The organism is Thermoactinomyces sp. CICC 10523, assembly GCF_016055105.1.
In the GTDB taxonomy this organism is placed as follows: Bacteria; Bacillota; Bacilli; order Thermoactinomycetales; family Thermoactinomycetaceae; genus Thermoactinomyces_A; species Thermoactinomyces_A daqus.
On the sequence record NZ_JAECVX010000001.1, the window covers coordinates 1 to 26431 of the forward strand.

The following is a 26431-nucleotide window of genomic DNA, read 5'->3' on the forward strand; positions in this document are numbered from 1 at the left end:
GGAGTTTACGGGGAACCTTCAAAGGCTAAATGAGGCACCGGGGTGGGTCAATTTTAAACCGGCTGAAGTGGGTCAATTTAATCCCGGCGTTGACATTATTTCTACATCACATGACCCTCATCCATCAAGATCGGCATAATAATAAGCTAGTTGTTTAAGAGCCGTTCATCTTACATGCTGTGACGTGTTCCACCTGGAAACATGGAGATCCCCCAAAAGAAAATCATCATCAATCCTCATTTCTCTTTATCTTAACCATGTATACTGCGCAGGATTTTTCAAGTAATCTTCGGCGTATTCTCGATCACATGCAAAGTCATTCAAATAAATAAAGGCTACAAAAATATCAATGACATTAAAATCCTTTAATACCATGCCGATGGTAACTCCATTCACTGCATGATCGGACAAGGTACGATCTTTTATCCATTGATCCAAAATCGGTTGCATCTTTTCATCCAGTGTTTTTAACGTTTTTACCGCATGTTCCGCTCTCTGCTCCAAATATTTTAATTCATCCATAAAGATCCGCTTCAGCTTCTCCTCATCAAAATGTAACATTAGGCACATCCCTTATTGAAATACATTATTCTTCTTTGTCATGATGATGTCATGGCTCATGGCATAATGCCCTATCATCACCAAAATAATGTTGACACACATGTTATTACTGACATGTACCCACTTACTTTCAGGATCTGACTCTTCAGATTGAATCGTACAATGCGCTCTCCCTAGTCCGGCCTCATAATCATTTCCCAAGTCTTGCAGGCGGCTAGCTTTTTATCATATGTAGCTTTTTCCCAACTCGTTATGTAAAAATAAACCCGAACTTCATCCTCCTCTTCCAAATGGGTGTTTTTTTCTTTTTATCGTGGGAACTGAGAGAATTTCTTCCATCTTCTCCTGATGATCCATAAACACAGACAAAGTAAGCAATGCACTACAAAAGTTACGCTTTTTCTTTTCCATAATATTCTCAAGGGTAGCATCCAAAACTATCCGGTTCTGCAACCACTGGTCCAAACACTGTTGCAAGTGAGGATGATCCACCTTTTCCAAACGTTCAATGATAAGATCGGCTTCATAATCAGCAACTTGTTCTTCATCGACCAGAATGGCCCTCAGCTGATTTTTATCAAAAATCAACTAAACTTCCTCCCAATTCTTTGTTTCTCTGCCAGGATTAAAGCATCAATTAGCTCATTTTCCTCCACGAATAGTCCTCTTGGTTTGCTTTTCTCCTATTTTACCACGATGGTGAACCAGAGGGAGATCAGATGGCCGGTCAAAAGTGAGGTTGCTTGAATATAGAAACGATGGGATAAACGATAAAGATGTCATGAGAATTCCGGAGCAAGTTCAATGGATACCGACTTGCATCCGATTCCTGCTTAACCCGCGAAAGGAGGAACAGGAACACTGGCATGCGGATTTCCGATTTGCTTTCCATTTGGTTTCTGCTAAAAAGACAAGGGACAATGTCTGTGATCGCCGACAGGTCGACAAGCTGTAACAATAATAATATAATGAAAAACGATATTAGTTTATTGTAAAACGATAAATCATGTGTTAAAGTAATTTTGTTATTAAATCAGTGAGGTGCTTTAAATGAAAATTACACATGGTTCAACCACTTTCTTAAAGGTAATGATTTTTCTGATTGGAATTGCAATCCTTGCTTTATGTATCTATTGGTTGCCTGAGATGGCCATTAAAGATGCAAAGGTACATCCGGATACGGCTTATTTTCTGATCCCCTTTTTAATATGTGCATACGGATTCTGTATTGCTTTTTCTGTTGCGTTGTATCAAGCATTTAAACTACTGACTAATATCGAAAAAAATAATGCCTTCTCTGAATCATCCCTTCAATCTTTGAATGTTATAAAAAAATGTGCTTTTACAGTCATTTTTTTCATTCTGTTGGGAATAGTAAGCTTAATGGTGCTTGCCAAAACCACAGGAGACGACGCAGCAGGTCCCATATCAATAAGTCTGATGGGAATTTTAGCAACAAGTATCATCGCAGCCATTGTGGATGCACTTCAAAAGCCGTTAAAAAATGTCCTGGCTTTTAAGTCAAAAAAATGATGAAACGGTTTGAGAACATTTAATAAATGAAGCACTTGTTAAAGCCGGAAAAGAAAAAGAGCTGCCTCAAAAAAAGGGCAGCTTTAACTGTTCCGGGGGAACATTTTTGTTTCTGGCGCTTGGTTCATTTATTCGTATTTTTTGGGTTTATGAATATGGGCAACGCCCCTCCCCCGTTCGACCAGTTGTCGTCCTTTGGATAGTAAAAAAGAACGCCCTCAAAGATGTCGAATTGGACATTTTGATACACGCGGTACTGACACCGAACCTCTTCATCGGGATAAACGCTTTGGGGAAGAAACCGGTATGGAATCAAAGTCATCGACCGATCAAAGCAGAAGGAGCATCCGTCTCATTTTAATCCCTTAGAATGGATGCTCCTTCTGCCCCTGACAAAAGATCCTGATCACGGGTTGAGCCAAGTCTTAAGAACCCGTTATATGCTGATGTTTCTCTGACTGCCATTTCGTTTGTTCTGCAAACCAATTTGTATTATAGAAATTAATCATATGAAAAAATCGGATTCCACATAAAATCCCTTTCTGCTCAAGATCCGCGCACATCTGTCACGGAGAAATAGGGAAAGATGTGCGCCAAATAGTCGCCGAGCAGGAGAGAAACAGAAAAGTAGGCAACCAGCAACAAATCAAACCGGGAAAACCCCAGCTCATAATAATAAGTCCGTTCTCCGCTTTCGGAAAATCTTTTTGCCTCCATGGAGACCGCAATCCGGTGAGCCCGGCGGATGCTTTGCGACAGGAGCGGAATGGAGTAGGCTTTCAGTTTGCGAAAAAAAGAAGCCAATCCCTTTTCCCGCACCATTCCCCTGACAGCCATGGCCTGGCCAATTGTCTGGAGTTCTTCCATCATGATCGGAATCAAACGGACGCCGGCCATGAAACTGTAGGCGTATTTCGGTTTTAAACGGAGCTGTTGCATCAGGGAGTAAAACAAAAAGACCGGTCGGGTCGTCAGGGAAAAAACCAACCCGAGAAAGGCAAAATCCAATGCCCGAAACCCCAGGTGCAATCCGCGGTAGAAGCTCTCTTTCGTGATGTGAATCCATCCCCATGCAAACCAGGTCGTCTTACCATCACCGAAAAAAATCATCGAGGTTGAGGTGGAAAGAAAGATGAGCAGAAAGGGAAGTATGAACAGCAGCAACCGCTTGACCTTATGTCCGGTAAAAAAGGCGAACAATACAAAAGCGGCAATGGTTCCGTTGATCAAAAAGTTGAGATCGTGAGTCAGCAACACGACCACAAACAAGACCAGCATCGTAACAAGCTTCACGCTGGGATTGGCTTTGTGCAGCCATGTCTCTTTTACTTCCAACTCAAACGGCATGATCGACCGCCTCCAAACTCCGGGGGGAATTCACAATATCTTTCACCAACCTGCCGTCTTCGATCACCCATCTTCTCGTCGCAATCTGTCTGGCGATCCGCTCATCATGCGTGACCATCAAAATGGCCGTCCCCTGCTTCCGGTAATGCTCCAGGAGTTCCAGCAACCGAAAGGTATTTTTTGCATCCTGGCCAAACGTCGGTTCATCCAGAAGCAAAACAGGTTGTTTATTGACGATGGACGCGGCGACGCTCAATCTTCTTTTTTGCCCCATTGACAGCTGATAAGGATGCTGCATTTCCTGTCCCTTCAGATGAAACAACCGCAACATTTCCTCCACTTTTTCACGGATCTCTTCTTCAGACATCCGTTTCAGGCGCAGCGAATAGGCAATCTCGTCATAAACGGAATGGGTCACAAATTGAAACTCAGGATTTTGGAAAACAAATGTCAACAGATCCGTGAGATTTTTGATTTTTGCGACCGGCCGCCCATTCAGATGGCAGGTTCCCGATGTCTTGAGCAATTGCATGAGCGCCTGCAAGAATGTGCTTTTTCCCGCACCGTTTTTACCCGTGATGGCAATCCATTCGCCTTGGTTCACGTGCGCTTGACTGATTTCAATTTTGGCTTCTCTTTTCCGGTAACCTCTGAAATTCTCCAGTTTCAGCACTTCGCGAGCAGCGGGATAAGGCGATTGAAACTGATCCTGATGATCCCGCAAATACGTTTCCCATACACCGGGATACCAGATCCCGTCTTTTTCAAGCGTATCACGATACTGAGAAAAGATATGTTCTTTCGGCCCGTCAGCGATGATGTTGCCCTTGTCGTCAAACAAGCAGATGCGCCCGACAAAATCGAGGACGTGGTCGATTTTGTGCTCCACAATGATCAACGTTTTCTCGTGCCCGACCTTTTTCACCAACTCCCAAATCTCTTTTGTGCCAGCGGGATCCAGCATCGCCGTCGGCTCGTCCAGAAACAGCACATCCGGCTCCAAAGCCAGTGCGGAAGCAAGAGCCAGCCGTTGTTTCATTCCCCCGGACAAAGTTTGAATCGGGACATGCGGATCGGAGAACTCCAAACCGACCGCTTGCAGCAGTTTTTGTATTTTTTCCTGCATCTTCTTCCTGGGCACTTGCAGGTTTTCCAAAACAAAGGCGATTTCTTCATCCGCATAGGGCATGCAAAATTGCGAATCCGGATCCTGAAAAACATACCCCCATGAACGGGGTATCACCACTTTGTCCGCCTTCATCGGAACTTCGATCGAATGGGGGATCAGTCCGCATAAAACCTGGAGCAATGTCGATTTGCCACACCCGGACGGTCCGAGCAGAAGAACTTTTTCCCCCTGTTGAAATGAAACGGACACATCCTTGAACAAAAGGGATTCGCTTCCCGGGAACTTCAAGCGCAACCGTACCACCTGTGCCGCCGGATTCATGGGAATCCCTCCTCTATTGCAATGCATCATAATCTTTTTGCGAGGCCGGCCGGACCAGGTTGGTCACTCCCGTCGCTTCGAGCGCTTTCACCAGATAATGGCCAAATACGCCCGAAATGACAATCGCCCCGATCAGGCGAACCACGATATACAGAACCAGATTCCATAAGGCCAAATCCCCGATGTATCCTTTGTACTGATCCATGATCAGCGAACCCACCGCAGCGGCTGCTGCTGCCAAGGAGAGCACGATCAAACCAAACCGCTTGTATCGGAATGCGGCAAAAACCAACTCAGCAAACAATCCTTGAACCACCCCGTACAGAAGCACTTCCAGCCCCCACTCGGACCCCATGATAAATTCTCCGGAGGAAGCCGCAATTTCAGCCAACAGCGCCACACCGGGCTTGCGGATGATGAGATAGGCCACGTTTGCAGCGATGAACCACATCCCGTAAATAAACTGATCCAGATGGAGGCCAAACGGTTTAATGGCATAATACAACGGACCCCAAACCTTGTAGATGATGCCGAATACAATGGAAATCACGATTGTGACCAAAATATCGGTCAATTTCAGACCTTTTTTCATGCTGTTCTTACTCCTTTCAATCGTCCTGCACCCATGAACGTCATTGACTCCCGGGGGTCACGGGTCCAGCCTGGACAGACAATAAAAAGACCGCTTCCCACAGCGGAGAAAGCGGTCGTATCAGTCCAAAGGCATACCGTACCAATACTCCACTTCCCTACGCTGGTCTTAACCAGATCAGGTTCCAAGGGTCTTAAAGTCACGCTTTAATCTCAGCCTCCAACAAGGCTCCCCCAGTGGATTGGTCAATTATTCAGTTGCAGAAGTTTTTTCGACATTTATCTTAACACGGGGCAAACATTTGTCAATATAATTGGCAAAAACTAGCGGATAAACCATTTGGCAATCGGATAATCAAACCGTTCATCAGTAAGAGCCCGAATAATTCCAATGATCGGGGCAATCAGGGCCATCAAGCCAAAAATGATCAAAAATGGAATCCCGATCAAAAGGAAGGATAAGACAGCAGAAAGTCCGATCAGCACCACCATAGCAATGTGAAACACGAGCGCCTGCAAGGAAAGTTTGCGAATCTCATGTTCCTTGACCACAAGCCAGGTAATAATCGGCACAAGAACCGGAGCAAACCAAGTACTCGCATGGATCAAAATTTTTAATCCTGCTTTCAAAGAGCATTTCTCCTTTTATTAATTTCTTTTACTATATTCCCCTGTTTCGGATCAGTAAACAGCAGAATCTTTCAGCTGTACCGGCAATCTGTGCTTGTTCGCCTTCCAGCTTGAATCCTGATGCCGGGAGGCGCGTCGACAACTTGGTATTAAGATATACGTTTACGGAGTAACCGGAAAACTCCTCATTCCAAAATGTAAGATTTCCCTGATTTTCCTGTTCAAGCCCTCTTCATGATAAACCGCAACAAAGGTCAATGCAATGAAAAAAGCCGATTCCATCGAATATTTCTCCACCATTTCGGATCGCCTTCCCGTTCAGGGGCAGCATCATACATGGAAACAAAAACGGCGGCAAAAACCGCTATAATCACACAGTTTCTGCCGCTGTCTTTTCACACATGTTCAAGTTCAACCAAAGTCAGTCTCCTTGCCTCTTTTCTTTCATCTTCCGTATCACTTCAATAATCTTTTCCCTGCCGGTTTCTTCCGTAACCAAAATTCGTGGCATGGATGGAATCTCAAATTGGGTATGGTTGTGAAACAGATCGAGGATAAAAGTGCCGATCGGGGCTTGATGCTGATCCTTGACAACACTCCAAAGCATGCGCTCGCGTTTTTCCATCGTCCCCCATTCTTCCAGGGAATCATGCAGATTGAGGGGTCCTTTGACCATAAAACCCGATTTTTGCAATTTTTCAAACACCGGGGTCATCAGTTTTTTGACATAAAGGCCGTATGTGGGTTCCCCTATTTTTTCAAAGGACTGCAAAAACACATCGTAATTTTCCTCGAGTACTTTCTTCCACCGAACGGTCACATAGCCCTCAATGACGCCGCCAATTTCCTCAATGGACATGGTTGGTTTAAAAGTTAAAGCGATCTCTTCCATTTCAAACCTCCCCTTTTTTTTCTATCATATCATTGTTCCATCCCGAATTTAATTTAAATGACTTCGTTCCGAACCAACGAGTTGTCATTGTCACTCTGTCAATAGGCAAAGCTCTCCATCGCCTTTACTCCCTCGCGTGATGAACTTCATAAGCGGCCCTGACTCCTGATTCAATCGCCCCTTCGATCCAGGCGCGCGTCCCGGAAGTGTGCTCACCCGCGAAATGCACTCTTCCTTCCGGCGAGGAGATATATGGCTCGATCTCGGATTCCTGCCCCGGTTTAAAGAGAACAAATCCACCGGCGAGATAGGGATCCTGAGTCCAGCTTTTGGATATACCCGTTACAAACTCCTGGTAAACCAGATTCCCATGAATAACCGACAAATTTTCCAGCGTTTGGCTTATTCTCTCCTCTTCAGGCAAACTGTCCCACACCAACGTATCATCTTCCCATGTATAGCTGGACAATAAGACACCCGGTTCCGAATGTCCCATTCTGTCACTTGGATAATATGTGAAACGAATCGGAAGATCCGTAATGGTTTGCCCACCGCATATCCCTTCATATTCCCAGAAACGGGATTGAAATTCGATTCCGATCTTGGTCGCCGGAGCATAGTGTAATTCGCGAATCGCCTTCCTTTTGAAGTATGAAAAAGCGTGAAAAGGTTCGACCTCCACCATGCGCAGCGTAGAAAACGGGATCGCGATGATCGCATAATCGGCTGTGTATTTGGATGGTTTAAACGTTTTTGTATGTTGGGTATGGATGGTGATCTTGTTCTCACTATACACAATCCGGGTCATTTTCCGATGAAAATGAATGTGGTTCTTCAACTGTTGATAAAACATATAAGGAAGTCGATCCATTCCGCCTTCAATATGCAAATACCGGATGCGTGGATCCAAAAAATCATTCAAAATCCGGATAACATCCAGAAAAGAGTGCTCAGACAAACCCTGCACATCCAAAATGATTCGGATCATTTCGACGGCTTCGGAAGACAATGTGATCCCATAAGGGTTTATCTTCAAAAATGTATCGAATGGAAACATTCCCATTTGTTTGGTTATATTCCGCCCGTCTTTTTGAGGAGACCGCCGTAAAACCGACTCAACGGAGCGCAAAATTCCTCTTACCAATTGCTCGGCGGTTTTCCCCCGCTCTTTCGGGGCCACCGGGATTCCGAGGAGATCCGGATTTTCTTGATACTGCCTGCGTCGAATCTGAACGCCGTTTACGTAGATCCAGTCTTCCGGAGTCGAATTAATGAACGGAATTACAGACAGATTAAATCTCCGTATATATTCAAAAATGAGGCGATGCGTACTGGGAATCCGCATCGCCCCGGCATTAAAATACAAATCGGGGGTAAACGGAGAACGAAATGTGAGAACCCTTCCACCTACCTTCTCCGAAGCTTCCAGAATCTTTACCAGATGCCCTGCTTCCCTCAGCAAGAGACCGGCTACCAACCCTGCCATGCCGGCGCCGACAATCAAAACCTTTTTCGGTTTTTCAGTTCGACCCAAACCACTGCGAACGATGGAAAGCATCTGATCCGGATTTAGAGCGACCATCCTCTCCCTCCTTTTCTTCCGCTTAAGAAGAAGGCTTCATTAATGTTTATGGTTTTCGGAGGAAAATATGGTCAAAAAAAACCGTCTGGATGTGGTCAAACGGATTGTTCCATTCTATTTCCCTGCCAACGCCCTTCCGATTAACTATTTGGTCTGATTGCCGCTTAAAACTCTCTCTTTTTGGGATAAGGAATTTGGATTTTCCGCTGAACTTGCTTCATCAAGTGTTTGGCCAGTTGTTTCAGGAGCCCATGCGACTGAGATCAGGAACCCCAAAAACGTTAAACCGGCACCGATCAGTACCATTGGACCAATACCTATGGAAACAATGCCAAACGGCACAAGAAAGGTTCCAATAAATGATCCGATACGACTGATTGCCGTTGCGACACCGACGGCTGAAGCCCGGACTTCGGTTGGGAAAAGTTCGTTTGGATAAATCCAGGTTAATATGCTTGGCCCGCCGGAAAAAAATGCATATATAACAAACCCTGTAAAAATAATCCATGCTGAAGCATCCGGAAGTACACCAATAATAAGCAGTCCCAATGTCATGATGGCAAAACTCCAGATCACGAGACGACGCCGGCCCAGTTTATTGATTAACCATAACGCCGGAATATCACCAAGGAGAAAAAACAAGCTGATAACGGCTGTTCCAATGAAAGGTGCCCCTTGTTGTTTCATATTCAGAACCTGCAAGATTTCCGGCCCGAATGTGGATAACGCAAACGACGGTGTAATCAGAAGCATCCAAAACAACCCGACATAGAGCGTTCGTTTTAAATACTCCCGTTGAAACAATGCTCTAAATCCCCATTTTTTCGTTTGTGATTCCAGATCCGTGATATCCGCATCCGGTCCGTACACCTTTTTAACAACCTCGCGTGCCTCATCGATCCGATTTTTCTTGATAAGCCATCGCGGAGATTCAGGAGTACCCCAACGCATAAAGATGAGAGCAAATGCCGGAATCGCACTGCTTGCCAACATCCAGCGCCAGGCATCCGGTCCTGTCGCCAATAATAAGTAACCGACGAGATAAGCGACCAAAGCTCCAAAATACCACATGGCCTGTAAAATTCCCAACATCATTCCACGATGTTTCCGTGGAGCAAATTCGGCCAACAACGATGTAGCAATTGGATAATCCGCTCCTACCGCGACGCCAAGGATAAATCGGAGAATGGCCAGTTCCAAAGGGCTGTCCGCAAATGCTTGCCATATGGAAAAAATTAAAATAACCGCCAAATCGATCGTGTACATCACATGGCGACCAACCAAATCCGTTACATAGCCAAAAATCAATCCGCCCAAGAAAAGACCGACCAAGGTGGATGTTCCAATGAGTCCGGACCAAAAAGCAGTTAAATGAAACTGCGGGCCAAGTTGCATCAAAGCAACTCCGATAATACTTAAAATATAACCATCCAAAAACGGGCCTCCGGTGGTATAAAGGGTTAACCTTTTATGAAATGATGTCAGGGGAGCATCATCGACTAAAGACGTTGACATTGCCTTCATCCTTTCATTGGAGATTTCACGATCCCTCTCCCCGTTGAGAAGGGATGAATTCGTGATAAACCAGAGAGAAAGCGTTTACATTTTTTTGTCAGTAAAAACTGATGATTCATCACCAGCATCTGTCCGATGACAAAAGGATGTGACTTTGCCGGGTCAGGACGAAAACGCAACCTTTATGATATTTCCGTAAGATTCATACCTCCTTCACAGGATTGATTATTTGTCGTTATTCAAATATTCTTTTAACATAGAATACAGGCAGCAAAAATACAAATCAATCTGTAAATTGTATGAAAACAAAAAATGAATACCCGACAATTTATACAATAGAATCGGTCAAATCATGGGCCCGTAAAAAGAAGTGAGCCATGGTAAAACCCCTGTTCGGAATGTATTGCCAAACGATGCGGGTTTTACAATGGCTCTACAGCGGATCAGCTTAGATTCAGTGATTTTGCATCTTAGCTCAAGAGCCATGAAAGCGCTTTCTGATCACGGCCGAAAACCGCACGCAGATACGGGGGCCGCTGTCTTTGACTGAGGCAAACCATACACATTAACGGCAGAAACCATTTTTATAATTTATTTTTGGCCAATTTGAAACAAACGACTTTCGGTTCTGTCATTTCCTGAAGGGCAAACTTGATTCCCTCACGACCCAGTCCGGAACCTTTCACGCCTCCAAACGGCATGGCATCGATCCGGTAATCACTGCTGTCGTTGACCATAATGCCACCGACTTCCATTCGTTGGATCGCCTCAAAAGCTTTTTCCAAATCACGGGTGAAAATACCGGCCTGCAGACCGTAGTGGACACGGTTGGATTCCTGTATTGCCTCATTCAGATCCCGAACAGGATACAGCGTGACAACCGGACCAAACACTTCTTCTTTGGCCAGTGTGCAATTGTCCGGCAAATCAGTCAGAACCGTCGGCATATAAAAGGCTCCTTCGCGTTTGCCGCCGCACAACAGGGTCGCTCCCTTGTCCAGAGCCTCATTGACCCAGTTTTCAACCCGAATCGCTTCTTTGTCAGTGATCATCGGGCCCATATCCGTATCTTCAAGCAACTTATCGCCAATCCGGTATTGCTTGGTCCGCTCCACAAATTTCTCTTTAAACTCTTCAAAGACCGCTTCTTCGACATAAACTCTCTGCACACCGAGACAATTTTGCCCGGCAGCCCAAAAAGCGCCCGAAACCGTTGACTCGACAGCATCATCAATTTCAGCATCGCTCAATACGATCACAGGAGAATTGGAACCGAGCTCCATGGCGATCTTTTTCAAACCCGCCTTCCGGGCAATTGCCTCTCCAGTGGACATTCCACCTGTGAAAGAGATCATGCGAACGTCCGGGTGCGTCACCAGCGGATCACCGATTTCATTTGCGTAGCCTGTAATCACGGACAGCACTTTGGGAGGCAGCCCGGCCTGATCAAAAGCTTCAGCCAACAGCAATGCACTGAGCGGCGTAACAGTGGCCGGCTTGACGATAATGGCATTTCCCCCGGCGATGGCCGGACCGACTTTATGTGCCACCAAATTCAGAGGATCATTAAACGGAGTGATCGCCGCAATAATCCCGATCGGAAAGCGGTAATAATATCCAATGCGGTTTTCATTTCCCGGCATCTGGTCAAAAGGGATCGTTTCCCCATTGATCCGTCTCGCTTCTTCCGCGCTGAGGCGAAGCGTCTCGATGCAACGGGCAACCTCTTTTCTTGCTTCCTTGATTGTCTTGCTTCCTTCACGGGCGATGGTCAGCGCGTATTCTTCCTTGTTTGCGGCAATCCGATCGGCCGCACGGTTTAACACGGCGATTCGCTCATGAACCGGCATGGCTGCGGCAATTTTCGCTCCCTCTTTTGCCTCTTCGATCGCATACAGGACATCGTTTGCCCCGGCAGCCGGAACGGTTGTGATCAAACTGTTATCCTTTGGATCGCGAACCTCGATGAGACGGTGCCGATGGACCCATTCGCCTGCGAGAAACATCTTTTTACCCTGGATTTTCGCCACAGACATGACCACTTTTGAACCACCTTTCATTTCTGTTTTTACAAACATCACCAATCTAGATTTGTCCACGGTCGATGTTGATCAAATCAATCAAAATGGAAAACCCGGTTTCCGTACGGCCCGCTCCTGCACCTACAAGGGTAATCGGGCCTGCCAGATCACAATCAAAGGTAACCGCATTGGTTGCGCCCATGATCCCGGCCAGCGGATCGTGGAGCGGAATCGTTTCCGGCTCTACCTTTGCCACCACCTGATCACCTTCTTTTCTTGCCGAAGCGATCAGTTTCCAGCGCTTGCCCCGTGATTTTGCCCACATGATATCTTCCGGCGTCAAATGGGAGATTCCCGTACATTCCACCTGTTCTTTTCTCAGCGGCACATTCATGACCAGATTGGCCAGAATCGTAATTTTATACTGAGCATCATAGCCTTCGACATCGTTTACCGGATTCGCTTCCGCATAGCCAAGAGCTTGTGCTTCGGCCAAAGCTTCTTGATAGGTTAAGCCATCTTCCATTTTGGTCAGAATATAGTTGGTCGTTCCGTTCAAAATCCCTTTCACTTGACGAATATCATTTCCGGCCAGGCAGACGAGCGGCATTCGCAAGGCAGGAGTCCCACTCATGACAGTCCCTTCAAATCCCCAGCGCACACCGTTCTTTTTCGCCAATTCAACCAATTCCTGATACGCTAAAGCGACCGGTCCTTTATTGCTCATCACGACATTCTTGCCGCATTCGAAGGCTGCTTTGCAATGATCGATGGCCGGTTGTCCGGTTTTCACATCGGTGAAAGTAATCTCAACGATCGTATCAGCATTGCTCTCACGAATGGTTCGAAAACTGTCCCATCCTCTCACCAACCCCGGCTTGTCCGGGTAAGCATCCACTCTGCCCGTCTCTTTAACCGCCCGCAAGACTTCATTCAAATCCAGTCCGTCAGGTTGATAAACAGAACCTTTCATCAGATCGGATATGGCAACAATTTTCGCATCAAATCCGAGACTTTCGCGCAAAATCTCCCCTTTGTCGCGAAGGATTTCAGCCAGTCCCTGCCCCACTGTTCCAAAACCGATCAACGCAATTTTGTGTGCCACCTGATCCACCTCTTCAGCATCATTTCTCCAATAGATAGTGCCCTGTCAAAAAGCGTCTGGCCGTTTCGGCCAAGATCGCTGCCCCGATCGGAAGGCATCTTTCATCGATGTCAAATATCGGTGTATGAAGCTCTTTTTTCACTCCGTCCGGCAAGGCACATCCCAAAAAAAACATCGCTCCCGGAATCGCTTGTGTCATCCAGGAAAAATCCTCTCCGCCCAATCCAAAGGGAGTTTTAATCAACCGGCATTCCGGATACAAGTCCCGAATCGTCGTTTCAATCCATCGGTTTACGGCCGGATCGTTCTTTAAAGCCGGTTCTCCCCGGTTGACGTCCAACTTATACTCTCCGCCCAGGAGAGTGACAACGGAAAAGGCCTTGTCCAATTCCGAAATCAATAATTCCCTCACAGCAGGATCATAGCTGCGCATCGTTCCCTGGATGTATACCTCGGACGGTATGATATTGCTGGCCGAGCCGGCATGTATTTGCCCGACGCTGATTACAGCCGGTTCAAGCGGGGAAACTTTTCGGGACACAATTCCATGCAAGGCCTGAAGTACAGGTCCGAGCATCCAGACAGGATCTGTCCCCAAATGCGGATACGCTCCGTGGCCTCCCGTACCAAAAATGGTTGCTTCAAATACATCGACATTGGCCATGCTGTACCCATCATGCACCCGGACTTCCCCCACGGGGTTTTCCGGACACATGTGCAGGGCAATCGCACAGTCCACTCCATCCAGAACACCGGCTTTCATCATGTACCGGGCACCGGTCAGGCCTTTGTCATCGGTCGTTTCTTCCGCCGGTTGGAAAATAAATTTTACGGTTCCCTGAATCTTTTCATTTTGAAAGCTATCTGATAACAGATGCGCCACTCCCAAGAGGATTGCGGTATGGGCATCATGACCACAGGCATGCATCACCCCCTCATTCCGGGAACGAAAAGCATGGTTCGTATCTTCACGGATCGGCAAGGCATCCATGTCTGCCCGAATCGCAATCACAGGACCTTGTCCCGTTGTCAATGTGCCGACAACAGCCGTCGGCAGACCCTCACCCGTTTTTACTTGCATTCCTGGTATTTCTTTTAAAATGTCGGCTACTAATCTCGATGTTTCAAACTCATGAAAACTAAGTTCCGGATTCGCATGAATTCTTCGCCGCCACTGTGTGATTCGGTCGGAAATGGCCTCTGCTCTTTCGGCCATGGATGGAACTCTTGTTGCCAATGGGCCTCTCCCCTTGAAACTTTAGTTGGGATATTAGGGTTCACGGGCAGTCCACCTGCTGCCCGTTTTGAACTTTTATTCCACAGATGAAGGTTGAAAATGGCTTTCCAAATATTTAAATGCCTGCTCAAGATCTGCAATAAGATCCTCGGTTTCTTCAATACCCGCCGAGATGCGAACAAGACCGTCGGGGATCCCCATTGCGGCGCGTTCTTCAGGTGTGCACTCCACATGGCTTGTCGTGCGTGCCGGACCGTATGTTGTTTCCACGGCTCCCAGATTTGCGGCCCTGTTGGCATATTTCAATCTGGGCAGCAGGATTCTTACTGCATCCATGCCGCCCTTTAAGGCAAAGCTGAGCATCCCTCCGAATCCGCGCATTTGCTTCTTCGCGATCTCATGATGGACATGGTCCGTCAAGCCCGGATAGTAGACGGATTCCACCAACTCTTGTTTTTGCAGCCACCGGGCCAGAGACATCGCATTCTTCTCCTGCTGCTTCACGCGAAGTTTCAGCGTCTTCATTCCTCTCAAGATGAGGTAGGCAGCCCACGGGTCCATCGTTGCCCCGTTGATTTCGCGATAGTGATAAATTTTTTGGACAAGCTCTTTTGAACCGCAAACGACTCCGCCCAAGGCGTCAGCGTGACCGCCCAAAAATTTGGTAGCACTGTGGATGACGAGATCGGCTCCCAATTGCAACGGGTTTTGGTTAATCGGAGTGGCAAAAGTATTGTCCACAACAACGAGTGCGCCGACTTCTTTCCCGGCCTTCGCCATTCGTTTGATGTCTGTGATCTTTACTGTTGGATTGGTCGGAGATTCGAGGTACAGGATCTTGCATCCTTTTGCCACCTCTGCCTCGATTTCCTCATGGTCACCTGTAGTGCATAAAACCGCTTCGATCCCCATCTGCGGCAGAAATTCGGTGAAGATTTTGTTTGTACCGCCATAAGTGTCTTTGATGGAAACAATGCGATCTCCCGGCCGCAGAAAGGTGTAGAGCGTGTTGCTGATCGCTGCCATCCCGGTCGAAAAGCTTGTCGCGGCTTCTGCTCCTTCCAGCACACGGACTTTTTCTTCAAATGCCTGTACAGTCGGATTGGTATTGCGTCCATAGATGTGTCCTGGCGCTTTTCCAACCGCTACATCGTACCAGTGATCCATGTCATCGTAGTTATAAGCGACACTGACCACAACCGGAACTTGCGTCGCTCCGTGAACAAGAACTTCTTTTTCCCCTGCCCAGACCGCTTTTGTACCAACTTGCACTTCATTAAACTTCTGCTCCATTTGTCTTCTCTCCCTGATCATTTATCTTTTTTTCCCGATTAGTCAAACCGCATCCCGAGTCCCCTTGCCGACAGCTGGTCATAGGCGAACACTGCAATCGCGGTATCTTGTACGCCCGTTCCCGTCAAGTCGCAAACCGTGATCTGACGCTCATCGGTTCGTCCACTTTTCATACCGGAAGTGATTTCTGCAAGTTCGACAATCTCGCTTTCCCGAGAAATCGTGCCTTGCTCTAACCCGTGATGAAGTTCGCCAAGGCGGAAGCATTGGGATTTCACATCGCAGACCAACAAATCCGCCTGACTGAAGACACTGGCCTCCAGTTCCTGTTTATGCTCGGCATCGGAACCCATCGCGGTAATATGAAGGCCGGGATGAAGCCATTCAGCTTTGATCACGGGCGATCTGGAAGGTGTTGTCGTTACCACCACTTCACTTTCTTTGACTACCTCTTCCGGGCTGCGGGCGATTTTCACCTTCACACCCAGCATCTCTTCCATCTCTTTGGCATACTGCTCAACCCGGCTTTGAGTAGGTCCGTAGACCATAATCCGCTTAAAATTGCGCACTTGCTTCAGCGCCATCATCTGATAACGAGCCTGGGCACCGGCTCCAATTACGCCTACAGTATCCGGATTTTCCCGGGCAAGATACTTGGCCGCGATCGCTCCCGCAGCAGCAGTGCGTACATCTGTCAGGTAACCGTTATCCAGCAGCACGGCCTCCGGTATCCCCGTCTCCGTGTTCATCAGCAACATCATCCCGCTCAGACTCGGCAGTCCTTTTTGATAATTGTTGAAGAATCCCGAGGATACCTTAATCGCAAACTGATCCCATCCGGGAATATAGGCGGTTTTTACATCCACTTCCCCGTTGTTCTCCGGAACATCCACCCGCATGATCGGGGGCATGGCCACTTTTTGGGTTGCAAGACTGGTGAATCCTTCTTCGACAACCGCAATGGCTCTGTTGTTGATTTGCACAACCTCACGGATTTCCCGTTCATGAAAGATGATCATCTTTATCCAACCCCCTTCTCCACCTTTTCACTCATCAACCTACCTGATGAACAGCTGACGCGGAAAATCAGCCAATACCTCACAACCGTTTTCCGTTACCCGGAAAGATTCGCTTATCTCCACTCCATAATGATCCAGCCAAATGCCCGGAATCATATGAAACGTCATGTTCGGTTCCAAAATCGTTTTGTCACCCGGTCTCAGGCTTGCCGTATGCTCTCCCCAATCCGGAGGATAATTAAGCCCCATCGCGTAACCGATTCGGGAATCTTTTTTAAATCCGTTTTTCGCAATGCTTTTTCTCCAGGCGGCTTCAACTTCTTCACAGGTAACTCCCGGCCGAATGACATCTAATGCAGCTTGGATTCCTTCCACTACAACATCGGCCAAATCCTTCACTTTCTGCGGCGGTTCCCCAATCACCGCTGTTCTCGCCAATGGGCAATGATAACGTTTATAGCAACCTGCCAGCTCAAGGATCACCGGGTCTCCTTTTTTATATCTTTCATCGGTCCATGTCAGATGCGGAGTTGACGTTTTTTCTCCGGATGGCAACAGGGGGACAATTGCCGGGTAATCTCCTCCGAATTCTTCCGTACCACTGATTTGCGCTTGACTGATTTTTGCGACCACATCACACTCCCTTGATCCTTCTACGATCGATTCAAGGCCAATCCGCATCGCGTTTTCCACGATCTTGGCCGCTTTTTTCATATAGTTGATTTCCTGCTCCGACTTGACGATTCTCACCCAATTTACCAACGAAGTGGCATCAGTAAACCGTGCGTTCGGCAAACCGTTTCTGAGAGATTCATAACATTTGGCCGTAAAGTAATAAGTATCCATTTCCACCCCGATAGTTCGATTGGCCTGTCCGATTTCTTTTAAAATGTTTGAGACAAAATCCATTGGATGCTTGGCTGTCGATTGGACGTAATCATCGCTGTAAGGAATGATATTGTCGGAAGTGAGCCATGTGGTTACTTTAGCCGCATTGGCATCCTGCCCACGGCCGATCCAAAACGGTTGTTCCTCATCAATGATCAGCAAAAGGCACTGGTGAACATAAAAAGACCATCCATCATACCCGGAGAGGTAATTCATATTGGCCGGGTCGGTCACGATTAACACTTCAATCCCTTGTGAAGCCATCCTTTGTTTGGTCTTTTTGATTCTTTCCATATATTCAGAAAGAGGAAATGCCGGCATCGTTCAACTCCCTTTCTCCTGTCTGCTCCAGTATAACTTTCTAAATGAATAATAAATGATCCACCTCGGGATCTCATCTTCTATTTTGTAAGAATGTTTTTGATTTGTTATAGTCAATTTATATAATTGACCCTATAATTATCATTATGTACAATCATATTATTCGGATAACTTATATAATTACTATTCTATTTATAAAAATTATTGATGCTCGCAACAGCAAAAGCTTCACCCATTCCATACAAGGAGGGCTTCGTCATGAACCATCTGCCTTCACAACAAGTCAAGCCCGTGACCATGCGGGATGTATGGGAAGCACGTAAACGCATTTCCACGATTGTAAAAAAGACGCCTCTGATTTACTCGCCCGTTTTGTCCTCACTGACGGATGCCTCCGTCTACCTGAAGCTGGAAAACATGCACCAAACAGGCTCCTTCAAAATAAGAGGGGCGGCCAATAAAATACTCAGTCTCAGCCCGGATGAGCAAGAACGCGGCATTACCACATATTCCACCGGGAACCATGGCCTGGCAGTAGCTTACATTGCAAGGCAACTGGGCATTCAGGCGGTCATCTGCATCTCCAAACGGGTTCCGAAAGCTAAAGTGGATGCGATCCTCAAAACAGGAGCTCAGCTTGAAATCTATGGTGACGGACAGGATGACGCCAGGACTCGCTGTTACCAACTGCAGAATGAGCGGGGTCTCACTGTGATTGAACCTTTTGATGATCCCCATATCATTGCCGGCCAGGGAACGATCGGCCTTGAATTATTGGATGATCTTCCGGACTTGGATCTGGCGATTGCCGGTTTATCCGGAGGGGGATTGATTTCCGGTTTGGGACTGGCTCTCAAAACAAACAATCCTGACATCAAGGTTATCGGTGTATCAATGGAACACAGTGCGGTGATGTACGAAAGCCTGAAAGCAGGGAAACCTTTGGTAATCGAAGAACAGGATACCCTTGCCGACAGTCTGTTGGGAGGAATCGGCAAAGATAACAAATACACGTTTTACATGGTTCAGCAATATATGGATGAGGCGGTGCTTGTTCCGGAAGAGGCGATCGCTGAAGGTATGGCCTGTATTTTTGAGAAACATCGCATGGTGGTTGAAGGGGCCGCCGCGGTGGGAGTCGGCGCTCTTTTAAATAAAAAGATAACCAAACCCGGCGGACGGATCGCTGTTGTTCTGACCGGTTGCAACGTGGATCTTGCCGTCCATTTGAAAGCAACCTCACCTTTTATCCGTTTGCAACTCAACTGAATGATACGGATTTTTACGGAAATACCGCCTGAAAGGTGGGATTTGTTATGCAATTAACCGTCAGAGACGTGATGAACATCGACGTGATAAAAGGCGCAAAAGTACGGACGGCCGAAAACCTGTTGCACATGCGACCCGTGGTGTCCGTCTCGGTCATTGAAATGCCGGTCGAGGATTTCGTACAAAAAAACGAACTTGTCCTGACAACCGCAATCAGCTGTGGAAAGGATGTCAATCTGTTTCTGAAGTTTGTGCAGGATATAATCCATTCACAAGCGGCAGCCCTTGTGATTGCCACAGGACGCCACGTCACGGAGATTCCGGAGGAAATTCTCCATCTCGCGGAAACCTGCAAATTCCCGATCATTGAAATTCCGTGGGAAATCCGGTTTGCGGATATAACCCAATCCGTGTTAAGCGTTTTGCACAATTGGTACAGGGCCTCGTTAAAACGTTCCGAAGAATTGCAAAAAAAACTGCTCAACTTTTTTCTCCACGGGGCAACCCTTTCCGATGCCGCAGAAGCCATTCATCAGGAATTGGGGAGTCCGGTTGTCATCGTCGATAAAAAAGGAACGGTCAAAGGAAAGAGCAGTGAATCAGAACCATTGCTGAACAAATGGGAACGTTGCTTCCCTCCTTCCGCTCCTGAAAGTGAAGTTGGAAACCTTCATGCAATTGAAGATTCCATCATGCAATTGAAGATCCAAACCTCCAACAAATTGCAGGGATATCTACTCTTTTCCCTTCCTTCCGAAATCCCGGCAGACTCTTTTTTGGCCATTGAGAAAGATCCTCTTTGGAAACATTCTTTAACCGCTGTCGCACTGTGGTTTCAACGGGAAGACGCCATCGAAGAAACCAAGATGCGATTGAAAGATGATTTTGTCTGGACTCTGGCCCAAGGGGATTTCGACTCCTGGGACAAGGTTCTTTCACGGGCCAAGTCACTCGATTATAATGTCTTACTTCCCTACGTCTGCATTCTCGGCTTTCCTGAAAACATGGAAGCGATCTTCAAAGAGGCGAAATCAGATGAGACATCATTTGAACACTGGTTTTTCGGAATGACCCGTTCCATGGAAGAGTTGATGATCCAAGCCGGGGAAGCACTGCAACGAAAAACAATGATCACTCATCAACGGGACCGGTTTATTCTCTTTCTGGAAGTGCCGCCAGATCAGATCCAGCAGACAGTGGAAGAATTTCTTGACCTGGTGGAGAAAAGGCTGGTAAAACTTTTGCCCGGACTGGTCATGTCATGGGGAATCGGTGAAAATCACGCCGGAGTGAGGACTTTTCGTGAAAGCTTTAACGATGCCCGAATTGCACTCGATATCGGGCGCCGTCAAAAAGGACCCGGCCACCGGAGTACCTACGCCAATACAGGACTTTTCAGGGCATTGCTAACCCTGGCAAGCAATCCGGAAATGCAGGAGATCACATTATCCACCATCGGAGCCCTGATTGATTATGAGAATCAGCGAGGCCTGGATCTTATGAATACACTGACCGCCTACATCCGCAATCAGGGAAATGTCAGCCAAACCGCACGGGCCCTGAACCTTCACCGGCAATCCCTCCTTTATCGGCTCCGCAAGATCGAATCATTGACAGGCCGTTCCCTGGTTGATCCGGATGATCTGTTTTTGCTGGAACTCAGCATCAAGCTTTGGACAACCGGGGTGATACTCAACCAAAAATAAATACGGAGGTTCCTTATGCAGTTTACAATGAAAGAAGTGTTGGAACTCGACATTTTAAAACCTGCAAAAGTAAGAACAGCCGTAAATCAACTAAAGAACTATCCTGTCAAGTGGATTTCTGTGATGGAATATCCAGTCGAAAAATATATTCGTAAAAATGAATTTGTCTTGAGTACAGCAATCGGATGCAACGAGGATCTCACTGTTTTTCAAAACTTTGTACGGGATGTGATTGAATCCGGTGCCTCAGGGATGGCCATCGCTTTGGGCCGATATGTTCAGAAAATACCCCAGGAAGTGCTGCAACTGGCTGAAGAACATGAGTTTCCCATTGTTGAATTGCCCTGGAGCATCCGCTTTACTGATATTATTCAAGCTGTATTGAGTGGCATTCACCATTGGCATCGTGGGTTATTAAAACGTTCCGGGGATTTGCAAAAGCAATTGCTGCACCTTTTTCTTAACAGAGGTTCCCTGTCGGACGCCGCCGATGTAATCCGTCAAGAGATTGGCAGCCCTGTTGTAATCATGGATAAAGACGGAACGATTAAAGGCAAAAGCCATGATGCCAATGACTGGTTGGAGAAATGGGACTTCCGTTCTCACTCCCCAGGTAAATTAACCCAAGAGAAATGCCCGCCTCATCTGCCGGAAAATTCCATGGTGCAATTAAAAATCAAATCTGAAGACAAGCTGCAAGGCTATTTGCTTATTACTCCCCGGGATGGACCATCAGCAGAATCGGTTCGAAGCTATGACAAGGAATCTGTTTCAGAACACATCTTGACTGCAATCGCATTATGGTTTCAACGCGAACACGCGATATTGGAAACAGAGATGCGACTGAAGGATGAGTTTGTCTGGAACTTGGCCAAGGGTGAAGTCGACTCTTGGGACATGGTTTTATCACGGGCAAAGTCTCTCGATTTTAACCTCCAGGTTCCCTATGTTTGCATACTTGGATTTTACTGAAAATTTGGAAAAAACTGTACAAGGAAAGATCAGATCAACCATCCTTCGAACACTGGCTGCCCCAAATCATTCGCTTGATCGAAGAACAACTGAAAAAAGCCGGGGAAGCCTTGCAACGGAAAACAATGACCACCTATCAACAGGATAAACTGATTATCTTTCTGGAAACACCTCTAAACCGGATTAATGACTCAGTGAATCACTTTCTTGACCTTGCAGACAAAAGGCTAAATAAACTGCTGCCGGGCCTGGTCATTTCCTGGGGCATTGGTGAAAACCATGCCGGAGTGAAAACGTTCCATGACAGTTTCGACGAGGCGAGAATTGCACTGGATCTCGGCCGCCGCCAGAAAGGGGCGGGACATCGCAGCACCTATGCAAACACCGGCATTTACCGGGTTCTTTTAACTCTTGCCAACAATCTCGACATGCAGGAGATTATCCAATCTACAATTGGCACATTAGTGGATTATGATCGCAAGCGGAAGCTTGACTTGCTTCAAACCCTGTCCCTTTACATCCTCAACTAGGTAACGTGAGCCAAACATCACGTGCTTTGGGTCTCCACAGGCATACCCTGTTATATCGGCTGAAAAAGATCGAATCCATCACAGGGCGCTCCTTGATAACCCGGATGATTTATTTTTACTCGATCTTTGTATCAGGCTTTGGATGTTTGGCACCAACCGGGGACAAGAGAGTTGATGTCAGGGTTAAAAGGAAACCTGGACAATCATGTTCCAGGTTCTTTGTTGTGTTGTTCTATCTGCGAATCCGGCATAAAAGGTTCTTCGTGCGACCCTTGCTCTACGATTCGCTTTCCATCAGTGAGATAATCCTGTCTTAGGTTATCGGCAGCATGGGCATTTCCCCCTCAAGGACAATCCTCTCTGATGACATCCAAGCACCTCTCCGGCAAAACCTTTGCCCCCTCCCCGCTTCCGTTTTTTCTCCGGGAACCTTTGATCTCTCATTTGACGGCAATAAAATGTCTGGGAATCGGAACCGTTTGGACAGAAAGGGCAGAAGCGACGGAGGTCTACCGATTGCCCAAACCCGCAGATTTGATTCCGAAACACACGGCGTTTGATCAAGAGGGGATTCCCATGTACCAGGAAAAAGAGGGGAAACCCTTATATAATCATCCGGTTCGTCTGGCCAATAACATCATCAATTTCATCACCAGTTACGGCGAGTAGAAAAAAGCAATCGGGTCGGATCCCGGTCACCGGCTCTAATCAGCATTTTCAAGTCGACATGACGAAGATATGGTGTGGGCGTGATGGCTGGGGTTACCTGTTTGCCGTCATCGACGCTTATGACAAAGAAATCGTAGGCTATTCCTTCTCACGGTTCTGCAGAACCGATGAGCTTCTTTCTGCTGTCAACCAGGCGTTGGAAAACCGTTTTCCTCATGGGGTCAAAGGCCGTGGCCTGACGATCCGCAGTGACAATGGATGCCAAATGACCAGCCGCCGTTATGTCAAAGCTTTACAAGACGCCGGAATCAAGCAAGAGCGTACAGGCTACAACAACCCCGATGCCGATGCGTACATCGAGCGCTGGTTCCGGACTCTGAAAGAGGAAACCGTATGGCTCCAGGAATACACCACCTTCCTGGAAGCCAAAAAAGACATCGACCGCTACATCTGGTTCTACAATGCAGAGCGGCCACACTCTGCCTTGGGGTACCTGTCTCCAAAGGAGTTCCGTCAACGTTTTACCTCAAATGCGGCTTAAAATGTCTGGACTTTTGGGGTTCATTAAGGATTTTATCTACCTTGACCCGCAGATCCGGATGAAAGTAAAGTCCCGTGGCTGGACGAAACGGGGAATGATACGACTGCCGGTGTTTCAAGAGTTTGTATTTGAGAGATCATCTGTTTAACAGATGGTTTCTTTTTTATTTACCGAATCCATGCGCTGGAAGCTGTCCAAAACACGGCCTCTACATAAAAAATATCGCAAAAGGATAAAAATATATTGTAAAACGATAAATTGTGCATTAAAATCAAGTTGACAAAAAATAAGTGGAGGTGCTTTATATGAAATCAGAAACACTCTTTTTAAAGATAGTTGTTTGTCTTATTGGAATAACGGTACTTGCTTTGTCTATAATTGCGTCGCCTTTTATAGCAAATGAATTAGCAAAAGGGTTGGATTGGTTGTTAGTTTTGTTTGTAATAGATTTGTATGCATCGGCAATACCGTTTTTCGTTGCATTGTATCATACTTTAAGACTTTTAAGCTATATTGATAAGAACATTGCTTTCTCGGAATTATCTGTTAGGTCTTTAAAGTATATAAAATACTGTGCATTCACATTCAGTATGTTGTATGTGTCAGCCTTACCAATGTTCTATCTCTGGGCGAAGGGAGCGGGTGCCCCAGGTGTCATGTTATTTGGATTGGTCATTATTTTTGCTTCCATTGTGAATGGAGTCTTTGCTTCTATTCTTCAAAAACTGTTAAAAAATGCCATGGATATAAAATCAGAAAATGATTTAACGGTCTAAGGTAAATACCGTGGCAATTATAATCAATCTTGATGTGATGCTGGCTAAAAGAAAAATGAGCCTCTCCGAACTTTCGGAGAGGGTTGGAATAACGATGGCTAATCTTTCTATATTGAAAAATGGAAAGACAAAAGCGATTCGATTATCAACTTTAGATGCGATTTGTAAGGCTTTAGAATGTCAGCCTGGAGATATTTTAGAATACAAAAGTGACGAAGACACTCAAGGATAATGTTGCTGAAAGTTTTATGATTGGAATCATATGGGGCATCTGAAGTTTGCAGATATTTATAGGCAAGTCTTGGACAAAATCATAATCATGAAAGAAATGGCCGAATTACGCCGTTACTTCAGGCAATCTCCAGGCAGGATCATCGAGACAAAAAGGGAGTATGGCAATGTATTTGAAAGAGTATATTCGTGTGGAAAGCGGTGAGATTCTAGCGGACGGGTGCGACCGGCAGGGTTGATCGAATTTCCTCCGCCGCCAGATGTTCGGAAGGCGCAGTGTGGTCCATTGTCCAGCATGGGAAGATTGGCGAAGATAAAGATTTTCTCTATTTGGACCCGCAGATTCGGATGAGGGTGAAGTCGCGAGGATGGACGAAACGGGGTATGATTCGGATACCGATCTTCCAGTCGTTCTTGTTTGAAGGTGATCATCATGCTGCTGGATGATGGCCATCAAGAATTCATGCTGAAATTGAAGCGATATGTCCATCTGGAGGTTCTGCTATCGGCATTATCCCGTGATCGAAAGCAGCTCTCGCATCTGAAGATGGCCGATGTTTATGGATGGATGATAGATCAAGTGATGGATCGTATCTTAAAGGACATGACGGAACTTCGGGGATATTTCAGAAGATCGCCGGGGGAGATCATCGAGATCAAACAGGAACCGGGTATCGCTATGTATCCTACAAGTACAAAGGATATCGGCAGGAAATGAAGTTCCTGAATGAGTGGATCAAGGTTGAGTGCGGCGAGATCTTGAAGGAGTAACTTCGCCACATGGAATAGAGTTTATCCAAATAAAAAAGCCAGGGACGTTTAATTCAGTCCTTGGCTTTTTTATATTAGGCCGATGCGTCCGTTAACTATCTTCTTAATCTTTTAATTCCCTTTTTCCTGATATCATTATCTGAAGTTTGATCCGGTTTTTTGTTCCACTGCTCCCCATACCCCGATTTAAGCTTCATCTTTCTTCATTTAATTGATGTATTTCCTTTTCGATTACGGGAAGACCTAATTCATCGTTCATTTGATATATGATCGGAAAACAGTATTCCTGAACAGCAATAATGATGGATGTTGAAGTTAAAATCTCCTGTTCAAACTCCTTTGATTCTTTAAATTCTCCCCAACTCTTGACAATCTCTGAATGCCGAATCATGGTTTCAGGCTTTAAAAAATGATCAATCCACTTCACATCTCGATTGTTTATGAATTCAACCAAGGCAATTAGGAAATATTTTGTATTATGACATAACTTTCTCATTTTTCGGATAAGTAAAAAGTATTTTTATCATAATATGTCGCAAACTCAGCAGCGCCTTTTTCGATCCTATCCTTTTCTTCTGTTCTCATGTAGCGAAAATAATTGATATTGGCTCTAATGATGCTGTTTAAGATGCCGTGTAGGTTGTTATAGGCTTCTAACCTCTTTCGAAACAATTCATCTCGAACCGTTATCATAGCTGATCTTTGCGTTGTATAGTAAGTAGTTATACTGGAGACGACCATTGTAACGATAGCAATAACACCGCCAATAATCGCAGCATTTACCTCACCTGAAAAGGACTTTCCGTATTTCATCCAAAGCAAAAAGCCAAAATATCCAACGGAACTTAATAAGAGCACAAACAGTAAGCGAATAATCCAAGAGAATATATGCCTTTTCATTTAGTCCTCCAACATTTGAACTGTTGTAGATCATGAATTCTGTGTCACTTTTACTTTGAGGCACTTGCTTTAGATTTCTGA

At 46.2% G+C, this 26431-nt stretch carries 28 protein-coding genes and 1 riboswitch; of the genes, 12 read left to right on the plus strand and 16 right to left on the minus strand.

Annotated elements, in window-relative coordinates; genetic code table 11:
- Window positions 1-246: 246 nt before the first annotated feature.
- Together I8U19_RS00005 and I8U19_RS00010 are read right to left on the minus strand one after the other, a co-directional pair.
- Window positions 247-561 (minus strand): hypothetical protein, encoded by a 315-nt coding sequence (locus I8U19_RS00005; protein WP_198054865.1) that lies wholly within the window; start codon window positions 559-561, stop codon window positions 247-249.
- A gap of 273 nt (window positions 562-834) precedes the next feature.
- Window positions 835-1149 carry a hypothetical protein gene (locus tag I8U19_RS00010; RefSeq protein WP_198054866.1) on the minus strand — a complete coding sequence of 105 codons (315 nt, stop codon included), beginning with the start codon at window positions 1147-1149 and terminating at the stop codon, window positions 835-837.
- Window positions 1150-1611: 462 nt separating this feature from the next.
- Here I8U19_RS00010 and I8U19_RS00015 point away from each other — a divergent pair, with 462 nt between their 5' ends.
- Together I8U19_RS00015 and I8U19_RS00020 are read left to right on the plus strand one after the other, a co-directional pair.
- Window positions 1612-2094, plus strand: coding sequence for a DUF2975 domain-containing protein (locus tag I8U19_RS00015; protein ID WP_198054867.1), 483 nt, complete (start codon window positions 1612-1614; stop codon window positions 2092-2094).
- Between the two features lie 106 nt (window positions 2095-2200).
- Entirely contained in the window at window positions 2201-2455 is a 255-nt protein-coding gene (locus I8U19_RS00020) for a hypothetical protein (RefSeq protein WP_198054868.1), read from the plus strand.
- A 185-nt stretch (window positions 2456-2640) separates the two neighbouring features.
- Here I8U19_RS00020 and I8U19_RS00025 read toward each other — a convergent pair whose 3' ends face one another.
- The 13 genes from I8U19_RS00025 to I8U19_RS00085 all read right to left on the minus strand — a co-directional run bounded on the left by I8U19_RS00025 (window position 2641) and on the right by I8U19_RS00085 (window position 17985).
- A complete protein-coding gene (locus I8U19_RS00025; protein ID WP_198054869.1) occupies window positions 2641-3441 on the minus strand; it encodes an energy-coupling factor transporter transmembrane component T family protein in 801 nt (266 codons plus the stop codon).
- Window positions 3431-4891 carry an ABC transporter ATP-binding protein gene (locus I8U19_RS00030; protein WP_198054870.1) on the minus strand — a complete coding sequence of 487 codons (1461 nt, stop codon included), beginning with the start codon at window positions 4889-4891 and terminating at the stop codon, window positions 3431-3433. The genes I8U19_RS00025 and I8U19_RS00030 overlap by 11 nt, the downstream gene beginning before the upstream one ends.
- Before the next feature lie 13 nt (window positions 4892-4904).
- The gene (locus tag I8U19_RS00035) at window positions 4905-5483 is read right to left on the minus strand and encodes an ECF transporter S component (RefSeq protein WP_198054871.1); all 579 of its coding nucleotides are present in this window, start codon (window positions 5481-5483) and stop codon (window positions 4905-4907) included.
- A 137-nt stretch (window positions 5484-5620) separates the two neighbouring features.
- A riboswitch (TPP riboswitch) is annotated at window positions 5621-5728 on the minus strand.
- Between the two features lie 78 nt (window positions 5729-5806).
- The gene (locus I8U19_RS00040; protein WP_198054872.1) at window positions 5807-6112 is read right to left on the minus strand and encodes a DUF4870 domain-containing protein; all 306 of its coding nucleotides are present in this window, start codon (window positions 6110-6112) and stop codon (window positions 5807-5809) included.
- Between the two features lie 421 nt (window positions 6113-6533).
- Window positions 6534-7004: a DUF6022 family protein gene (locus tag I8U19_RS00045; RefSeq protein ID WP_198054873.1), complete on the minus strand. Its 471-nt coding sequence runs from the start codon at window positions 7002-7004 to the stop codon at window positions 6534-6536.
- Between the two features lie 124 nt (window positions 7005-7128).
- Window positions 7129-8586 (minus strand): flavin monoamine oxidase family protein, encoded by a 1458-nt coding sequence (locus I8U19_RS00050; protein WP_198054874.1) that lies wholly within the window; start codon window positions 8584-8586, stop codon window positions 7129-7131.
- 144 nt (window positions 8587-8730) lie between these two features.
- A complete protein-coding gene (locus I8U19_RS00055) occupies window positions 8731-10020 on the minus strand; it encodes an MFS transporter (protein WP_232337190.1) in 1290 nt (429 codons plus the stop codon).
- A 665-nt stretch (window positions 10021-10685) separates the two neighbouring features.
- Window positions 10686-12137, minus strand: coding sequence for an aldehyde dehydrogenase family protein (locus tag I8U19_RS00060; RefSeq protein ID WP_232337191.1), 1452 nt, complete (start codon window positions 12135-12137; stop codon window positions 10686-10688).
- A 49-nt stretch (window positions 12138-12186) separates the two neighbouring features.
- A complete protein-coding gene (locus I8U19_RS00065) occupies window positions 12187-13227 on the minus strand; it encodes a homoserine dehydrogenase (protein WP_198054876.1) in 1041 nt (346 codons plus the stop codon).
- A 19-nt stretch (window positions 13228-13246) separates the two neighbouring features.
- Complete coding sequence (locus I8U19_RS00070) at window positions 13247-14443, minus strand: M20 metallopeptidase family protein (RefSeq protein ID WP_198055126.1); 1197 nt, start codon at window positions 14441-14443, stop codon at window positions 13247-13249.
- 96 nt (window positions 14444-14539) lie between these two features.
- On the minus strand, window positions 14540-15757 hold the full coding sequence (locus I8U19_RS00075; RefSeq protein WP_198054877.1) for a cystathionine gamma-synthase family protein: 1218 nt from the start codon (window positions 15755-15757) through the stop codon (window positions 14540-14542).
- Between the two features lie 38 nt (window positions 15758-15795).
- The gene (locus I8U19_RS00080; protein WP_198054878.1) at window positions 15796-16776 is read right to left on the minus strand and encodes a cyclodeaminase; all 981 of its coding nucleotides are present in this window, start codon (window positions 16774-16776) and stop codon (window positions 15796-15798) included.
- Window positions 16777-16815: 39 nt separating this feature from the next.
- On the minus strand, window positions 16816-17985 hold the full coding sequence (locus tag I8U19_RS00085; RefSeq protein ID WP_198054879.1) for a M24 family metallopeptidase: 1170 nt from the start codon (window positions 17983-17985) through the stop codon (window positions 16816-16818).
- A gap of 258 nt (window positions 17986-18243) precedes the next feature.
- On the opposite strand from I8U19_RS00085, the gene eutB reads away from it, so the two are divergent.
- From eutB to I8U19_RS00125, 10 genes are all read left to right on the plus strand, one after another.
- Window positions 18244-19254 carry a hydroxyectoine utilization dehydratase EutB gene (eutB, locus tag I8U19_RS00090; RefSeq protein ID WP_198054880.1) on the plus strand — a complete coding sequence of 337 codons (1011 nt, stop codon included), beginning with the start codon at window positions 18244-18246 and terminating at the stop codon, window positions 19252-19254.
- A 47-nt stretch (window positions 19255-19301) separates the two neighbouring features.
- Entirely contained in the window at window positions 19302-20960 is a 1659-nt protein-coding gene (locus I8U19_RS00095) for a PucR family transcriptional regulator (protein WP_198054881.1), read from the plus strand.
- 15 nt (window positions 20961-20975) lie between these two features.
- Complete coding sequence (locus tag I8U19_RS17155) at window positions 20976-21932, plus strand: PucR family transcriptional regulator (RefSeq protein ID WP_232337192.1); 957 nt, start codon at window positions 20976-20978, stop codon at window positions 21930-21932.
- Complete coding sequence (locus I8U19_RS17160) at window positions 21911-22462, plus strand: PucR family transcriptional regulator (RefSeq protein ID WP_232337193.1); 552 nt, start codon at window positions 21911-21913, stop codon at window positions 22460-22462. The genes I8U19_RS17155 and I8U19_RS17160 overlap by 22 nt, the downstream gene beginning before the upstream one ends.
- 5 nt (window positions 22463-22467) lie before the next feature.
- A complete protein-coding gene (locus tag I8U19_RS17165; RefSeq protein ID WP_370589262.1) occupies window positions 22468-22779 on the plus strand; it encodes a helix-turn-helix domain-containing protein in 312 nt (103 codons plus the stop codon).
- A 46-nt stretch (window positions 22780-22825) separates the two neighbouring features.
- On the plus strand, window positions 22826-23131 hold the full coding sequence (locus I8U19_RS00105; protein WP_152568649.1) for a hypothetical protein: 306 nt from the start codon (window positions 22826-22828) through the stop codon (window positions 23129-23131).
- The gene (locus I8U19_RS00110) at window positions 23019-23672 is read left to right on the plus strand and encodes an IS3 family transposase (RefSeq protein WP_255517775.1); all 654 of its coding nucleotides are present in this window, start codon (window positions 23019-23021) and stop codon (window positions 23670-23672) included. Before I8U19_RS00105 ends, I8U19_RS00110 begins: the two co-directional genes overlap by 113 nt.
- 305 nt (window positions 23673-23977) lie before the next feature.
- Window positions 23978-24448 (plus strand): DUF2975 domain-containing protein, encoded by a 471-nt coding sequence (locus I8U19_RS00115; RefSeq protein WP_033102007.1) that lies wholly within the window; start codon window positions 23978-23980, stop codon window positions 24446-24448.
- Between the two features lie 10 nt (window positions 24449-24458).
- Complete coding sequence (locus I8U19_RS00120) at window positions 24459-24680, plus strand: helix-turn-helix domain-containing protein (RefSeq protein WP_198054883.1); 222 nt, start codon at window positions 24459-24461, stop codon at window positions 24678-24680.
- Between the two features lie 432 nt (window positions 24681-25112).
- Window positions 25113-25397 carry a YhjD family protein gene (locus I8U19_RS00125; RefSeq protein WP_033102010.1) on the plus strand — a complete coding sequence of 95 codons (285 nt, stop codon included), beginning with the start codon at window positions 25113-25115 and terminating at the stop codon, window positions 25395-25397.
- 545 nt (window positions 25398-25942) lie between these two features.
- Here the strand turns inward: I8U19_RS00125 and I8U19_RS00130 are convergent.
- A complete protein-coding gene (locus I8U19_RS00130) occupies window positions 25943-26350 on the minus strand; it encodes a hypothetical protein (RefSeq protein ID WP_198054884.1) in 408 nt (135 codons plus the stop codon).
- Window positions 26351-26431 lie beyond the last annotated feature (81 nt).

Coding starts and splice junctions, on each gene's coding strand:
- I8U19_RS00005 (WP_198054865.1), bottom strand. CDS start 561: ATGTTACATTTTGATGAGGAGAAGCTGAAGCGGATCTTTATGGATGAA.
- I8U19_RS00015 (WP_198054867.1), top strand. CDS start 1,612: ATGAAAATTACACATGGTTCAACCACTTTCTTAAAGGTAATGATTTTT.
- I8U19_RS00025 (WP_198054869.1), bottom strand. CDS start 3,441: ATGCCGTTTGAGTTGGAAGTAAAAGAGACATGGCTGCACAAAGCCAAT.
- I8U19_RS00030 (WP_198054870.1), bottom strand. CDS start 4,891: ATGAATCCGGCGGCACAGGTGGTACGGTTGCGCTTGAAGTTCCCGGGA.
- I8U19_RS00035 (WP_198054871.1), bottom strand. CDS start 5,483: ATGAAAAAAGGTCTGAAATTGACCGATATTTTGGTCACAATCGTGATT.
- I8U19_RS00045 (WP_198054873.1), bottom strand. CDS start 7,004: ATGGAAGAGATCGCTTTAACTTTTAAACCAACCATGTCCATTGAGGAA.
- I8U19_RS00050 (WP_198054874.1), bottom strand. CDS start 8,586: ATGGTCGCTCTAAATCCGGATCAGATGCTTTCCATCGTTCGCAGTGGT.
- I8U19_RS00060 (WP_232337191.1), bottom strand. CDS start 12,137: ATGTCTGTGGCGAAAATCCAGGGTAAAAAGATGTTTCTCGCAGGCGAA.
- I8U19_RS00070 (WP_198055126.1), bottom strand. CDS start 14,443: ATGGCCGAAAGAGCAGAGGCCATTTCCGACCGAATCACACAGTGGCGG.
- I8U19_RS00075 (WP_198054877.1), bottom strand. CDS start 15,757: ATGGAGCAGAAGTTTAATGAAGTGCAAGTTGGTACAAAAGCGGTCTGG.
- I8U19_RS00080 (WP_198054878.1), bottom strand. CDS start 16,776: ATGATCATCTTTCATGAACGGGAAATCCGTGAGGTTGTGCAAATCAAC.
- I8U19_RS00085 (WP_198054879.1), bottom strand. CDS start 17,985: ATGCCGGCATTTCCTCTTTCTGAATATATGGAAAGAATCAAAAAGACC.
- eutB (WP_198054880.1), top strand. CDS start 18,244: ATGAACCATCTGCCTTCACAACAAGTCAAGCCCGTGACCATGCGGGAT.
- I8U19_RS00095 (WP_198054881.1), top strand. CDS start 19,302: ATGCAATTAACCGTCAGAGACGTGATGAACATCGACGTGATAAAAGGC.
- I8U19_RS17155 (WP_232337192.1), top strand. CDS start 20,976: ATGCAGTTTACAATGAAAGAAGTGTTGGAACTCGACATTTTAAAACCT.
- I8U19_RS00105 (WP_152568649.1), top strand. CDS start 22,826: ATGACATCCAAGCACCTCTCCGGCAAAACCTTTGCCCCCTCCCCGCTT.
- I8U19_RS00115 (WP_033102007.1), top strand. CDS start 23,978: ATGAAATCAGAAACACTCTTTTTAAAGATAGTTGTTTGTCTTATTGGA.
- I8U19_RS00125 (WP_033102010.1), top strand. CDS start 25,113: ATGCTGCTGGATGATGGCCATCAAGAATTCATGCTGAAATTGAAGCGA.
- I8U19_RS00130 (WP_198054884.1), bottom strand. CDS start 26,350: ATGAAAAGGCATATATTCTCTTGGATTATTCGCTTACTGTTTGTGCTC.